The organism is Pseudomonas sp. Pme6b, assembly GCF_058129925.1.
The window spans coordinates 1,954,176-1,968,463 of sequence record NZ_CM176704.1 but is presented as its reverse complement, the minus strand read 5'-3'; the positions used below and the strand labels follow the sequence as shown (position 1 = coordinate 1,968,463).

Annotated in this window: 14 protein-coding genes; 8 read left to right on the top strand and 6 right to left on the bottom strand. The window is 58.6% G+C overall.

Annotated features, from left to right (window positions below; all coding sequences use genetic code 11):
- The first annotated feature begins 69 nt into the window (after positions 1–69).
- The 6 genes from AC4ANE_RS09030 to AC4ANE_RS09005 all read left to right on the top strand — a co-directional run bounded on the left by AC4ANE_RS09030 (position 70) and on the right by AC4ANE_RS09005 (position 4,800).
- Positions 70–546, top strand: coding sequence for a cyclic nucleotide-binding domain-containing protein (locus tag AC4ANE_RS09030; protein ID WP_002552612.1), 477 nt, complete (start codon positions 70–72; stop codon positions 544–546).
- 66 nt (positions 547–612) lie between these two features.
- Complete coding sequence (locus AC4ANE_RS09025; RefSeq protein WP_002552611.1) at positions 613–987, top strand: YajD family HNH nuclease; 375 nt, start codon at positions 613–615, stop codon at positions 985–987.
- 86 nt (positions 988–1,073) lie between these two features.
- Positions 1,074–2,852 carry a copper resistance system multicopper oxidase gene (locus AC4ANE_RS09020; RefSeq protein WP_002552610.1) on the top strand — a complete coding sequence of 593 codons (1,779 nt, stop codon included), beginning with the start codon at positions 1,074–1,076 and terminating at the stop codon, positions 2,850–2,852.
- Between the two features lie 11 nt (positions 2,853–2,863).
- On the top strand, positions 2,864–3,748 hold the full coding sequence (locus tag AC4ANE_RS09015; protein ID WP_002552609.1) for a copper resistance protein B: 885 nt from the start codon (positions 2,864–2,866) through the stop codon (positions 3,746–3,748).
- Between the two features lie 72 nt (positions 3,749–3,820).
- Positions 3,821–4,321 carry an RNA methyltransferase gene (locus AC4ANE_RS09010; protein WP_002552608.1) on the top strand — a complete coding sequence of 167 codons (501 nt, stop codon included), beginning with the start codon at positions 3,821–3,823 and terminating at the stop codon, positions 4,319–4,321.
- 98 nt (positions 4,322–4,419) lie between these two features.
- Positions 4,420–4,800, top strand: coding sequence for a YgaP family membrane protein (locus AC4ANE_RS09005; protein ID WP_002552607.1), 381 nt, complete (start codon positions 4,420–4,422; stop codon positions 4,798–4,800).
- Between the two features lie 4 nt (positions 4,801–4,804).
- Here AC4ANE_RS09005 and AC4ANE_RS09000 read toward each other — a convergent pair whose 3' ends face one another.
- Positions 4,805–5,254 carry a YcgN family cysteine cluster protein gene (locus AC4ANE_RS09000; protein WP_002552606.1) on the bottom strand — a complete coding sequence of 150 codons (450 nt, stop codon included), beginning with the start codon at positions 5,252–5,254 and terminating at the stop codon, positions 4,805–4,807.
- Positions 5,255–5,465: 211 nt separating this feature from the next.
- On the opposite strand from AC4ANE_RS09000, the gene AC4ANE_RS08995 reads away from it, so the two are divergent.
- A complete protein-coding gene (locus AC4ANE_RS08995) occupies positions 5,466–6,059 on the top strand; it encodes a nitroreductase family protein (RefSeq protein WP_002552605.1) in 594 nt (197 codons plus the stop codon).
- 65 nt (positions 6,060–6,124) lie between these two features.
- On the opposite strand, the gene AC4ANE_RS08990 is transcribed toward AC4ANE_RS08995, so the two are convergent.
- The 5 genes from AC4ANE_RS08990 to AC4ANE_RS08970 all read right to left on the bottom strand — a co-directional run bounded on the left by AC4ANE_RS08990 (position 6,125) and on the right by AC4ANE_RS08970 (position 12,310).
- Positions 6,125–7,057 (bottom strand): D-2-hydroxyacid dehydrogenase, encoded by a 933-nt coding sequence (locus AC4ANE_RS08990; protein WP_031594857.1) that lies wholly within the window; start codon positions 7,055–7,057, stop codon positions 6,125–6,127.
- 70 nt (positions 7,058–7,127) lie between these two features.
- Positions 7,128–7,421 (bottom strand): YcgL domain-containing protein, encoded by a 294-nt coding sequence (locus tag AC4ANE_RS08985; RefSeq protein ID WP_002552603.1) that lies wholly within the window; start codon positions 7,419–7,421, stop codon positions 7,128–7,130.
- A complete protein-coding gene (rnd, locus tag AC4ANE_RS08980) occupies positions 7,418–8,551 on the bottom strand; it encodes a ribonuclease D (protein WP_002552602.1) in 1,134 nt (377 codons plus the stop codon). Before rnd ends, AC4ANE_RS08985 begins: the two co-directional genes overlap by 4 nt.
- Before the next feature lie 188 nt (positions 8,552–8,739).
- Positions 8,740–10,383 carry a phosphoethanolamine transferase gene (locus tag AC4ANE_RS08975; protein WP_002552601.1) on the bottom strand — a complete coding sequence of 548 codons (1,644 nt, stop codon included), beginning with the start codon at positions 10,381–10,383 and terminating at the stop codon, positions 8,740–8,742.
- A gap of 235 nt (positions 10,384–10,618) precedes the next feature.
- A complete protein-coding gene (locus AC4ANE_RS08970) occupies positions 10,619–12,310 on the bottom strand; it encodes an NAD-dependent malic enzyme (protein ID WP_031594856.1) in 1,692 nt (563 codons plus the stop codon).
- 453 nt (positions 12,311–12,763) lie between these two features.
- Here AC4ANE_RS08970 and istA point away from each other — a divergent pair, with 453 nt between their 5' ends.
- Positions 12,764–14,278: an IS21 family transposase gene (gene istA / locus AC4ANE_RS08965; protein WP_054082386.1), complete on the top strand. Its 1,515-nt coding sequence runs from the start codon at positions 12,764–12,766 to the stop codon at positions 14,276–14,278.
- Positions 14,279–14,288: the final 10 nt, after the last annotated feature.

Sequence of the window (14,288 nt, the reverse complement as noted above, 5' to 3'; positions counted from 1 at the left end):
AACACCTGTCTTACTAGCATCGGGGGGCACGGAGCTGCCCCCTTCGTATCAGGATTGAAAGACCGAACCATGTCAGAACCATTGTCCAACCTGAACAACGCCATACGCGACATGCTGCTGGACTGCGGCCTGTTCGACACGCTGCTGCCCGGCGACTTCGTGACTGTAGCCGGGTATTTCAGCATTACCGACATCGAAAAAGGCGAGACCATCTTTGCCGAGGGCGATGCCGGGACATTCATGTGCATCATTCATCAAGGCACTGTGTCTGTGCAGAAACTTGCCGCAGACGGTCAACAGGTCGAAATCGCCGTTCTGCGGCGCGGGCGGGCGTTCGGGGAAATGGCTGTACTGGATGGCGAACGTCGCTCGGCCAGCTGTATCGCGGCCACCCAATGCCAGTTATTGAACCTGGGACGCGACTCTCTGGACAAGATGCTCGACGAAGCGCCGAAAATCGCCGCCAAGATAATTCGTGCCCTGGCCATCTCGTTGTCCAGGCGCCTGCGCATGGTCGACGGCCAATTACTGTCTCAGCAGGTGTGAGTTTGCCAATCTGGCGCTAAACTTGCCGATATTCCGCTTTCAATGCGCACACGCACAGGTGACACCATGAGCACGGCCAATCCTCCTTCCCATACTGCCAAGCTGGACCGCATTCTGGCCGACGCCCAGCGCGACCGAGAAATGGGTTACCGCGACAAGGCGTTGCGTATGTACCCGCACGTTTGCGGCCGTTGCGCCCGCGAGTTCGCTGGCAAACGTCTCAGCGAACTGACCGTGCACCACCGCGACCACAACCATGACAACAACCCGCAGGACGGTTCCAACTGGGAGCTGCTGTGCCTGTATTGCCACGACAACGAGCACTCGCGTTACACCGATCAGCAGTATTTCGCCGACGGTTCGCTGAGCACTCCGAAAACCGCCAAGGCAACCCACAACCCGTTCGCCGCGCTGGCGGGATTGATGAAGAAGGACGAGTAACCCGGTACTTTCCCGCAACTGTATTTCCCCGCCCCTACCCACGCAGTCTTCGGCCTGCGGCCACCCGACTGACCGGATACTTCGCCATGCCCTCCCGTACCTCAAGACGAACCTTTGTGAAAGGGCTTGCCGCCAGTGGCATCCTCGGCGGCCTGGGGCTGTGGCGCAGTCCGGCATGGGCGGTTCCGAACCCGGGTCAGCCGGCCGGGCTGTCCGGCACCGAGTTCGATCTGTATGTCGGCGAAACCCAGGTCAATATCACGGGTAATACCAGAACCGCGATGACGATCAACGGCGGTATTCCAGGCCCGCTGTTGCGCTGGCGCGAAGGCGATACGGTGACCATCAGGGTAAAAAACCGTCTCGACGAAGCCACCTCGATCCACTGGCACGGCATCATTCTGCCCGCCAACATGGACGGCGTGCCGGGGCTGAGCTTCGACGGTATCGCGGCCGATGGCATGTACGTCTATCGCTTCAAGGTCAAACAGAACGGCACCTATTGGTACCACAGCCACTCGGGCTTTCAGGAACAGTCGGGGGTTTACGGGCCGCTGGTGATCGACGCCAAAGAGCCAGAGCCATTCAAATACGACCGCGAACACGTGATCATGCTCAGCGACTGGACCGACGAAGAGCCGCTTCAACTGATGAAAACGCTCAAGAAACAGTCCGATTATTACAACAATAACAAGCGTACTGTCGGCGACTTCATCAACGACGTCGGTGAGAAAGGCTGGAGCGAGACCACTCGTGATCGCTGGATGTGGGCGAAAATGGGGATGGAGCCGACTGACCTGGCGGATGTCAGCGGCGCGACCTACACCTACCTGATGAACGGCCAGGCCCCGGACATGAACTGGACCGGGCTGTTCAAGCCTGGCGAGCGGATTCGACTGCGCTTGATCAACGGCTCGGCCATGACGTATTTCGACGTGCGTATTCCGGGCCTGAAAATGACCGTAGTCGCCAGCGATGGCTTGCACGTCAAGCCAGTAACGGTCGATGAATTGCGCATCGCAGTGGCAGAAACCTTCGACGTGATCGTCGAGCCTGCCGAAGGTGCCTACACGCTGTTCGCCCAGTCGATGGACCGCACCGGCTACGCCCGCGGCACCCTGGCCAGCAGGCCCGGCTTGCAGGCCGTCGTCCCGCCCCTGGATCCACGCCCATTGCTGAGCATGAATGATGTGGGCATGGCGGGCATGGATCATGGCAGCATGAACCACGGCGCAGCCCCGGCAATGGACGACATGTCAGGCATGGACCACAGCAAGATGGGCCATGACTCGATGCCCGACATGGACCACAGCAAGATGCCAATGAAAGAAACACCTGCCATGCAGCCACACCCGGACAGCGAACAAAACAATCCGCTGGTCGACATGCAGGCCATGAGCACCTCGCCCAAACTCGACGATCCGGGCATCGGCCTCAGGAACAACGGGCGCAGAGTTCTGACTTACGCAGACCTGCGCAGCACCTTCGAAGACCCGGACGGTCGTGAGCCCAGCCGCACGATAGAGCTGCACCTGACCGGGCACATGGAAAAATTCGCCTGGTCGTTCGACGGCGTGAAATTCTCGGACGCCAAACCGCTCATGCTCAAGTACGGCGAGCGAGTGCGTGTCGTGTTGGTCAACGACACGATGATGTCTCACCCCATCCATCTGCACGGCATGTGGAGCGATCTGGAAGACGAAAACGGTCAGTTCATGGTGCGCAAACACACCATCGACATGCCTCCGGGGTCACGCCGCAGCTATCGCGTCACCGCTGACGCACTGGGCCGTTGGGCTTATCACTGTCACATGCTGTACCACATGGAAATGGGCATGTTCCGCGAAGTACGGGTGGAAGAATGAGGATTTTACCGGTGAATGGATTGCGCAACTCGTCCTGCCTGCCAACCCTGCTGCTGACGGCAGGCCTGGCCATAACACCCTGGGCAACCACGCTGGCTGCCGGAATGGATGGCATGGAAGGCATGGATCATGGCAGCCACTCGATGCCTATGGACGCCAGCGAGCACAATGCCGCCCCAATGCAGAGCCGGACACCAATCCCGCCTGTCACCGACGCCGACCGGGCTGCGGTGTACGCCAGCCATAGCGGGCATCAGGTCCACGACAGCGCCATCAACAGTTACTTTCTGGCCGACAAGCTGGAATGGCAGGACGCAAACGACGGCAGCGCGCTGGCCTGGGACCTGTCCGGCTGGATTGGCGGTGATGTCGACCGCTTGCTGCTGCGTTCAGAGGGCGAGCGCACCAACGGCAAGACCGAGGAAGCGGAAGTCCAGGCGTTATGGGGTCATGCCGTCAGCTCATCGTGGGACGTAGTCGCCGGGGCACGCCAGGACTTCAAACCTGGCGCGCCACAAACCTGGGCGGCTTTCGGCCTGCAAGGGCAGGCGATTTCGGATCTTGATATCGAAGCCACCGCATTCATCGGTGAAGCCGGGCAGACCGCGGCGCGCCTGGAAGCTGACTACGACCTGCTGCTGACCAACAATTTGATTCTTCAACCCACTGCCGAGCTGAATTTCTACGGCAAGAACGACCTGCAACGCGGCAATGGCTCGGGCCTGTCGACCAGTGAGTTCGGTCTTCGGCTGCGCTATGAAATCACCCCGCAATTCGCTCCTTACGTTGGCGTAACCTGGGATCGGTCCTACGGCAATACTGCCGATTACGCACGCGAAGACGATGAGGACGTTGCCGACGCGCGGCTGGTCGTCGGTCTACGCATGTGGTTCTGAGCGTCGGAATTGAAAATGGCATTGCTCTGACGCTGCCGTATAATCCGCGGTTTTCTTCAGAGCACCCTCCCCGTGGCCAATAAACGGTACGCCTGCATCGGTCTTTACAACCCCAAGTCCCCGGAAAATGTCGGCTCCGTCATGCGAGCAGCCGGCTGCTACGGTGTGGCATCGGTGTTCTATACCGGTAAACGCTATGAGCGTGCGCGGGATTTCATCACCGACACCAAGAAAATCCATCAGGACATCCCGCTGATCGGCATCGAAGACCTCAAAAGCATTCTGCCGCTGGGTTGCATTCCGGTGGCCGTTGAACTGGTCGACGGCGCCCGTGCCCTGCCTGAATACACGCACCCTGACCGCGCGCTGTATATCTTCGGCCCGGAAGACGGCTCGCTGGATCAGGACATTCGCGACTGGTGTGAAGACGTGGTCTATATCCCGACCGAGGGCTGCATGAATCTGGCCGCAACCGTCAACGTGGTGCTCTACGACCGTATGGCCAAAGGCATCAATACCCGCTCGGGGCCACAGTTCGGTCGCGAGAAAATCGATCCGGCCAGCGACCGCTGACGGAAAAGCATTGAACCTGTGTCGCGGGCGAGCAGTCAGTTTCTCTGAACCGGTTTACTACCTACTTCCTGCGAATTACCGCCTCATGGAGAGCCATCATGCGCGACACCCCGATTATCGAACGCATCGACACACCTGAACTGCTGCAGCGCAACCCTGATCAGAACGTCCACGGCTGGGAGCGCATTGGCTCACTGGCTGGCGGTGTACTGATGATGGGCAAAGGTGTCCGTCGTGGCGGCTTTCTGGGCCTGATCCAACTGGCCATCGGCGGCGCAGTGCTGGCTCGCGGCATCAGCGGTCACTGCTCGGCCAAAAGCCTGGTGGAAAAAGGTCGCAGCGACCTGCACAGCGCCCGCTCGACCATCGAACGTGCCGGTGCCCAGTTGAACAACCTGAAAGACGACGCCGAAAACGCGGTGAAAAACGCTGCCGTCAAAGGTGTGGAAGCGCTGGCCGAGCCAAAGCCGGTCGTTTAAACGCTCAACCTGCGCGAAAGATCAGGTAATCCTCCCAGTCGTCTTCAGCCACACTGTTCTCGCTGAGCATGCGGCCTGACTGGGAGATACGCTCGTGATGCACAGCCGTGCGATCACCACACACCAAATGATGCCAGAGCGGCAAATCCTTGCCCTCGCTGACCAGCCGATAGCCACAGGTGGGCGGTAGCCATTTGAATTCATCTGCCTGCCCCGGCGTCAGCTGAATACAGTCAGGCACCGACGCACGACGATTGGCGTAGTCGGAGCACTGGCAGGTCTTCAGGTCCAGCAGCTTGCAAGCGATCCGCGTGTAATAAACGCTGTTGTCTTCTTCGTCTTCCAGCTTCTGCAGGCAGCACAAGCCACAGCCATCGCACAACGATTCCCACTCCTCGGTGTTGAGCTGGTCGAGGGTCTTGCGAATCCAGAAGGGTTCAACTTTAGCGGCCATGGTTCGGACAACGGTATCGAAAATGAAAAGGCCGTCAGTCTAGAGGTACAAGGGGTGCGGGCCAAGCACTTGCGACTGCCGGTAGCCAGGACTTGTCAGCGACAGGGCAAAACAGTAGCGTTAACGGGTTTTCCAGTGCGCTCAAGCGATGCCTGCCGACCACGGCCCATCAAGCCACGCTCGTTTTTCACCTTCGCTATCAAGGACTTTCATGAGCACGAACCCTCGCATCGCCGATCACCCTATCGACCCGCAATTCACCGAACGCTGGTCGCCACGTGCATTCAGTGGCGAAAGCATCGATCAGGAAACCCTGCTGAGCTTTTTCGAAGCGGCACGCTGGGCACCCTCGGCGTATAACTCGCAGCCCTGGCGCTTTCTCTATGCACGTCGCGATACGCCAAACTGGGAGCGTTATCTGGGCCTGCTGAACGAGTTCAACCGCAGCTGGGCGCAACATGCAGCAGCATTGGTGATCATTGTCTCCAAGACCACCTTCGTCGCGCCAGGCGCAACCGAAGAAAGCCCGGCCTTGTGGCACACCTTCGATACCGGCGCGGCCTGGGGTTATCTTGCGCTGCAAGCGAGCCTGAGCGGCTGGCACACCCACGGCATGGCGGGCTTCGATCAGGACCTGACCCGCAAGGAGCTGAACATTCCAGAGGATTACGCACTGCACGCTGCCGTAGCCATCGGCAAAATCGGTGACAAGTCGACGCTGCCGGAATACCTGCAAGGCCGCGAAGCGCCAAGCCCGCGCAAGCCACTGGCAGAACTGGCTGCTGAGGGTGATTTTTCGCTGTAACTGACTGTTCTCTGCAATCGATGCCGACGAGCCGACGCCTAAACGTCGGCTCGTTCGGAACGGCTTCAATAACCTCGCGAAAAATCGACCTCTCCGCGCAGTGCTTCTCCAGCCTGAAACGCCTTGAGGTTTTCAACGAAAAGCTCGGTCATGGCTACCGGCGATGTCGGTGCCGAACTGTGACCGGTCAACAGCAGACCATAGGCGGTCCAGAATGGATGGCGCTGCGGCAAAGGCTCCTGACGGCAGACGTCAATGACCGCACCGGCCAGATGGCCTTCCTTCAACGCCTCGACCAGATCTGCGTCCACAACCGCTACACCGCGCCCAACGTTAATGAACAGCGCCGTTGGCTTGAAGCTGGCGAACAGCTTCGCGTCATACAGGTCGTGGGTCTCAGGTGTGTTGGGCAGTAGATTGATGACGTAATCCATCTCGCCAAGCAGCCGCGTCATGTCAGACAGCGCTGTTACCTCGATGAACGGCGCCTGAGTGCGCGCACTGGAGGCCACGCCGTAGACGTGCACACCGAACGGCAAAAGAAACTCGGCGACACGCTGGCCGATATCACCGGCGCCCACGATCAATACCTTGCGACCAGACAGGCTCTGGCCAGTACGATTGTCCCACTTGCGCTCGACCTGACTCATCAAACGCGCCAGCACCTCACGCTCGTGACCGAGCATGTAGGTCAAAACGAATTCGGCCATGACCTGACCGAAAATCCCGACTGCACGCGTCAGGCGATATTCGCGCGACAGGCTGTCGGCTAGCAGTGGCGTGATGCCCGCCCAGGTGGATTGCAGCCACTGAGGCTTGTGCCCTTGACGCAGCAGGTTGGCCATGAGGTCCGGCTGTCCCAGCCAGACCGGGCAATCGCTGGCCATTCGCGACAGCTCGGCAGAGTCGCCCGTACTGAAGACTTCCAGATCAGGCGCAGCCTGGTGCAACAATTGGGTGTAAACGTGATAATCGTGCTCGGCAATCAGAACGCGCATGTTTCAAAAACCTTAAAAACAGGACAGGCAGCCCACGGCGATGTGGACCGCTTTACAACGTGAGCAACCATTACATCGGATCGTTGCGGCGCAGCAGCTCTTCCGGCAAATGCTCGATGTAGTCATCTTCGGCAGGGGGCATCTGCAGGTGATAGCCCTGGCTGTCGAGATTCTCCAGCACCGCATTGATGTCCTCGCGCGACAGCGCACGCTCGGGACTCAGGACCAGGTCAAATGCATGAACCGGCTTGCCAAACGCGACCAGCAGTTCAGGCGGCACGCGTTTGAGGACATCGCTTTTCAAGACGTAAAGGTACATCTCGTTTCTTTTCGGGCTGCGATAAATCGAGCAGATACGCTTCAAGACTGTTCTCCGGGGGTGGCCAGGCTGTCCAGCAGCGCCTGACCCATCAACTCGCGACGCCAGCCACGCAGCGAGTCGGGCAATTGGTAAGGACCGTCGGGGTAGCCGCTCTTGAGCAGCGCTTCTAGAGTCTTCTTGCGCAGCATCAACTCCGGGGCCATGTCCAGTTGCTCGGCGTATTGCTGACCGATTGCACGCAGACGCTTGATCGACCCGGCCGCATCAATGGGCAGTGGCTCAGGCAATGCAGGCGGCCACTCTTCTGGCGGAAGCGTGCCTGCGGTCTTTATCAGCTCAAGCAGAAACTCGCCGTCATGGCGAACGGTGCGCGGGTGCATGTCTTCGATACGCCCCAGTGCGGCGAGGTTATCCGGCTGCGTCTTGGCCAATGGCCACAGCGAGTGCTCACGCACAATGCGGTTGCGCGGCAGGTTGCGGGCGCGCGCCTCGCGCTCACGCCAGGCACACAACTCACGCAGCACCGCCAACTGGGCACGGGACAGTTTCCAGGCCAGTTTGGCCTCACGGTACACCTCGTACGGGTCAACTTCGCGGCGCAGGTTGGCGACCAGTTCGGCACCGTCATCCAGCAGCCAGGCGTATTTGTCATCGGACAAACGCGGACGCAGGATGGCGAACAGTTCGGCAAGGTGCACAGCATCTTCGGCGGCGTAACTGATCTGCGTCTCCGACAGCGGACGTTGCAGCCAGTCAGAACGGGTTTCGCCCTTGGGCAGGTCGATGTTAAGGACCTCCTGCACCAGACGCGAATAGCCCATGGAAAAACCGAGGTTCAGGTAAGCGGCTGCCAACTGGGTATCAAACAACGGCACCGGCAGGCTGCCAGTCAGACGCAGCAAAACTTCGAGGTCCTCGCTGCACGCGTGCACCACTTTGATGACGTCGGGGTTTTCAAGCAACGCGGACAGCGGCCGCCAGTCGTTGATCAGCAAAGGATCAATAAGCCAAGCGCTTTGCCCGTCGCCAATCTGCAGTAGCGCTGCTATCGGATAAAAAGTATCGACCCGCATAAACTCGGTGTCGAGCGCGACAAAAGGCAGCAACTGCCATTCTGCGCAATGCCGGGCGAGGCTGTCGTCGTCGCGAATCCAGTGAATATCGATGGCCACACGGCTCTCCCTTCAACAATGGCGCGCAGTATATATCGTGATGGGAGATTATCGCGCGTCTGTCGTCCCGGTCTGGCGTATCTTCACGCAAATGACGGACAGGAGGAACTGTTGCCTGGCAAAAGGGCCAAGGATGAGCGTCCCCACGCAAGCGTGGAAACGATCTCTATCCTGAGCAAGCACAGATTTTACTGCTTGTCAGCGGCCGCCAGCTCAGTGCGGCACCCGGAGAACATATCCAGGCTTGGGTTGTAGACCTGGGTGTCGACTTTCAACAAGCCGAGCATTGAATGAAAGAGATTGTCCTGGCTCAACGGCGCATTGCGCTGTTTGGCCAGGCACTCCGGGCTGACTGCAAAGGACTTCTGATAGGTATCGGACAACCAGATAAGCATCGGCACATGCTTTTGCTGATCAGGAGCCAGTACATACGGTGTGCCGTGCAAGAACAAGTTGTACTCGCCAAGCGACTCACCATGGTCCGACAGGTACACCATGGCAGTGTCGACCTTGTTTTGATTACTGCGCAACAGATCAATCAACGTGGCCAGTACGTGATCGGTATACAACAGTGTGTTGTCGTAGGCATTGACGATGCTGTCCCGGCTGCAATTGTTCAAGGCATTGCTTTCACACACCGGCGTAAACTTTTCAAACTCTTTAGGGTAACGCTTGAAGTATTCAGGGCCATGGCTACCCATCTGGTGCAGCACCAGAACAGTGTCCTTGTCGAGGCTGTCGATAAAACCCTGCAGGTTTTGCAACAGTATCTCGTCGCGGCATTCATGGCTGTTGCACAGCAGCGGGTCCTTGAGATTACTGACATCCTGGAAGGTCACTCGATCACAGGTCCCTTTGCAGCCGGCCTGATTATCACGCCACACCACTTCTATACCGGCACGTTTCAGGACATCCAGCAAACCTTCCTGATTACGGGCCTTGGTTGCGTTGTAGTTCTTGCGACCCATGTTGGAGAACATGCACGGCACCGACACTGCGGTTTCGGTGCCGCACGAGTAAACATCGGTAAACGCCACCAACCCGCTCTCCTTGTTCAGGTTGGGCGTGGTGTCGCGACCATAGCCAAGAATCCCGAAGTTTTCGGCACGGGCACTTTCGCCCACCACCAGTACGGTCAACGACTTACGGGCATGCGTGGCCCAGTCCGCCGACCGTTTGGCGTCCTCGCCAATCTTGACGAACGGGCGCTGTGCGGAGATCACCTGCTCGCTCAGGTAGCCAATCGAGGCACCGATGTAATTGCTTGGCACGACCATCAGGCGCAATTCGTGATGGTTGCGGAACAACGAGGACAAGCCTTGATAATTCGCCAGCGCAACGCCGCCTATTGCCACGCAACAGACCACGCCTACCACCAGCTTGCTGAACAGTTCCAGGTGCCAGCGACGGTAGCTGATCGGCAGTTTCCATAGAATCAGCGAAGGCAGTACGCCCAACAGAACGATATACAACGCCAGTTTAAAAGACAGCAGCCCTTGCACTTCCGTCACGTTGGTTTCGGCGAAGTTTCGGAACATCCCGGCGTCAATCATGACACCGTACTCGGTCATAAAATACACCACCCCGGCGCTGATCATAAACAGAGCGATCACCACAGGCTTAAACACACGGCGAAATGCCAACAGCGTCAGAACGATATTGAATACGCAGAAAATCATCAGCCCGAATGCAAAACGCATGGCCAGGCCTTTGGCATCGGAGCTGGTAATCGCGAAAAGATGCTGCCACAGATTTATATTGAAACCCAGTAACAGAAAGGCGCTGGCAAGTAAGGTAACAACCTCTGGACGAACAGTTCTGGGTGTCGGCATCGTGGTCTGCTTATCGAATTAATATGCATCGGGCATTTAGGAGCCAGATAACTCCCGATGGCGCGCACTGTAGGCAGCGCTTCATCAATTTTATGTGAAAACGGTGAGAGGATTGGGTTGAATGAAGCTTATTTCACCGTGAAGCAATACGCGCCCATAAACGTGCACTTACTCCGCCAACAAAGCGTCTGCGCAAGCAAGCTAGCGCAGACGCTGTCACTCTGGAAACGCTCGATCAGACCGAACGACGGCGATAGGCACGATAGCCCGGCAGCCAGAAATTACGCTCGATGGCTTCAAGCAGTGCCTCTTCGGAAGTTTCCAGTGCCAAGCCTTCAGCCTGGGCCTCTTTGGCAACAGCCAGCGCAATTTTACGACTCACTTGCTGAATTTCCTTGAGTGGCGGCAACACCGCATCGCCCTGCCCCGTGACCATCGGCGAACACTCGGCCAGCGCATTGGATGCCGCCATCAGCATACGGTCGGTGATGCGCGACGCCTTGCAAGCCACCACGCCGAGGCCGATGCCCGGAAAGATATAGGAGTTGTTGCACTGAGCGATGTGCACGGTGCGACCGTTGATCTCCACCGGCGCGAACGGACTGCCGGTAGCAACCAGCGCATTGCCATCCGTCCAGCGCAGGATTTCTTCCGGCGTGGCTTCTACCTTGGAAGTCGGATTGGATAGCGGCATTACCAGTGGTTTGGCGCAATGTTTGTGCAGTTCGCGAATCACTTGCTCGGTGAACAGACCACGCTGCCCGGACACGCCGATCAACACCGTGGCCCCGGCGTTCGTCACCACGTCGAGCAACTGCGGGAAGGCTTCTGTGCCAGCAGTCCAGCCAGACACATCGGCGGTCTTTTGCGCCAGGCGCTTCTGGAAATCGAGCAGGTTATCCATGCTTTCGGTCAGCAGGCCGAAGCGATCAACCATGAAGATACGTTTGCGCGCTTCGCTTTCGCTCAGGCCTTCAATTCGCATCGCTGCGATGATGTGCTCGGCGATCCCGCAGCCCGCCGAACCGGCACCGACAAACACCACTTTCTGCTGGCCAAGGGTTTCATTCTTGGCCTTGCAGGCCGCCAGCAATGTACCCACGGCAACCGACGCAGTGCCCTGAATGTCATCGTTGAAGCAGCACAGCTCATCCCGATACTTCTCAAGCAACGGCATGGCGTTGGACTGGGCAAAATCTTCGAACTGCAATAACACGTCGGGCCAGCGACGCTGCACCGCGTCGATGAACAGCGCGATAAAGTCTTCGTATTCCTTGCCTGATACCCGCTCGTGACGCCAGCCCATGTACATCGGGTCATCCAGCAGCTCACGGTTGTTGGTGCCCACATCCAGCACGATCGGCAGCGTGTAGGCAGGGCTGATTCCGCCACAGGCGGTGTACAGCGACAGTTTGCCAATCGGAATGCCCATGCCACCGATACCCTGGTCGCCCAGACCGAGAATTCGCTCGCTGTCGGTCACGACAATGATTTTGATCCGGTCCTTGGTGGCGCTACGCAGAATGTCATCGATGCGGTCGCGCTCGGGGTAGGAAATGAACAGGCCACGGTGCGTGCGGTAGATCTTGGAGAATTCCTGACACGCCTGACCCACCGTCGGGGTGTAGATAATCGGCAGCATCTCGTCCAGATGCGAGTCCAGCAGGCGGAAGAACAGGGTTTCGTTGTTGTCCTGGATCGAACGCAGGTAGATATGCTTGTCCAGATCGCTCGCGCACTGCTTGTACTGGCTGTAGACCCGGGTGACTTGCTCTTCGATAGTCTCTACGTTCTGCGGCAGGAGCCCGATCAGATTGAATTCGACCCGCTCTTGCGGGGTGAAGGCACTGCCTTTGTTCAGCAGGGGCATTTCCAGCAGTGAGGGTCCTGCATAGGAAATATACAAAGGTCGCGAAGTTTTGGTCATTTTCTCTAATCGCCTTTTTCGTCTACTCATTAATTCTTTACGTCGACCGAGGCGGGCAGCCTGGCTCGTTTCTTGTTATTTTTTCTTGTCGCCAGTTCTCTATCAGGCCATGCCGAAAACCATTCGGCGTGTAAGGTCAGGGCGAACATATTACCCGGCTAAAGGCCCATTGCGACATTTTGTCGCGCAAAGAATGGCTAAGTGACGCTACTACCGGCGCAGCCTTCCTGACCAGCGGGTGCACATAGCACTGCGGATTCCACGACTATCCGGACACCCATTCCACCAACATCCGGACACTGATTCCATGCTGATCCGGACACTCATTCCACAAGCATCTGGACACCGATTCCACGGCCATCCGGACACTTTCAGGCAGGCAGCAACGCAGGACTATTCACTACTATCGACCTCTTTTTTCGAAGCGAAGAGGTCGTCGTGGAGCGTTTATCCATGCGTAAAATCCGAGAGGTACTACGCCTAAAGTTCGACGCTGGCCTGTCCGTGCGCAAGATCGCCGCCAGCTTATCCATCGGCCATTCGAGTGCAGGGGATTACCTTTGCCGGTTCGCCGCCAGTGGGCTTCAGTGGCCCATCGATATTTCTGACGCGGAGTTGAATCGACGGCTGTTTCCACCGGCAGTGCCAGTGCCGACCGACCAGCGCCCAATGCCTGACTGGGCATGGGTACACGCGGAGTTGCGCCGCCCCGGCGTCACTTTGGCCTTGCTCTGGCAGGAATATCGACTCGCTCACCCGCAAGGCTTCCAATACAGCTGGTTCTGCGAGCACTACCGCCTTTGGACCGCCAAGGTCGACGTGGTCATGCGCCAGGAGCATCGTGCTGGCGAAAAGCTGTTCGTCGATTACGCCGGGCAAACAGCGCCGGTCATCGACCGACAAACCGGCGAGATCCGTCAGGCTCAGATCTTCGTCGCCGTTCTCGGCGCGTCCAGCTACACCTTTGCCGAGGCCACCTGGTCGCAGAAACTGCCCGACTGGCTGGGCTCGCACGTCCGATGCTTTGCTTTTTTCGGCGGCACAACGCAGATCCTGGTGCCCGATAATCTGCGCAGTGGCGTGACTAAAGCGCACCGTTACGAGCCGGATATCAACCCCAGCTACCGCGATCTGGCCGAGCATTACGGCGTCGCCGTCTTGCCTGCTCGCTCGCGCAAGCCCAAGGACAAAGCCAAGGTCGAAGTCGGCGTGCAAGTGGTCGAACGCTGGATCCTGGCGGTGCTGCGCAACCGCCAGTTCTTCTCGCTTGGCGAACTCAACACAGCCATCGCGCTACTGCTGGATCGCCTCAACCACAAGCCCTTCAAAAAGCTGCCCGGCTCACGCCGGTCAGCCTTCGAGGCCATCGACCAACCGGCCCTGGAAGGCCTGCCGGAACACCCGTACGTCTATGCCGAATGGAAAAAGGTACGCGTCCATATCGACTATCACGTTGAGGTCGATGGCCACTTTTACTCGGTGCCGTACCAGCTGGTGAAGCACCAAGTCGAAGTGCGGCTCACGGCCCAGACCGTCGAGTGCTTCCACGCCAACCAGCGCGTGGCCAGCCACCTTCGCTCGCAGCACAAAGGCCGCCACACCACCCAAACCGAGCACATGCCCAAGAGCCACCGCGAGCACGCCGAATGGACACCGCAACGGCTGATCCGCTGGGCAGAGCAGACCGGGCCTAACACCGCCGGCGTCATCACCTACATCCTCGAACGCCGAATCCATCCGCAACACGGCTTCCGCGCCTGCCTGGGCATCCTGCGCCTGAGCAAACAGCACGGCGAAGCGCGGCTGGAAGCCGCGTGCCAGCGTGCGCTGGCACTGGGCGCATGCAGCTACAAAAGCCTCGAGTCGATCCTGCGCCAAGGGCTGGAGCGCCTGCCGCTGGCCCAGCAAAACCTGCCGCTGCTGCCTGACGAGCACATCAACCTGCGTGGCCCGGGCTACTACCACTGACCTGAGAAAG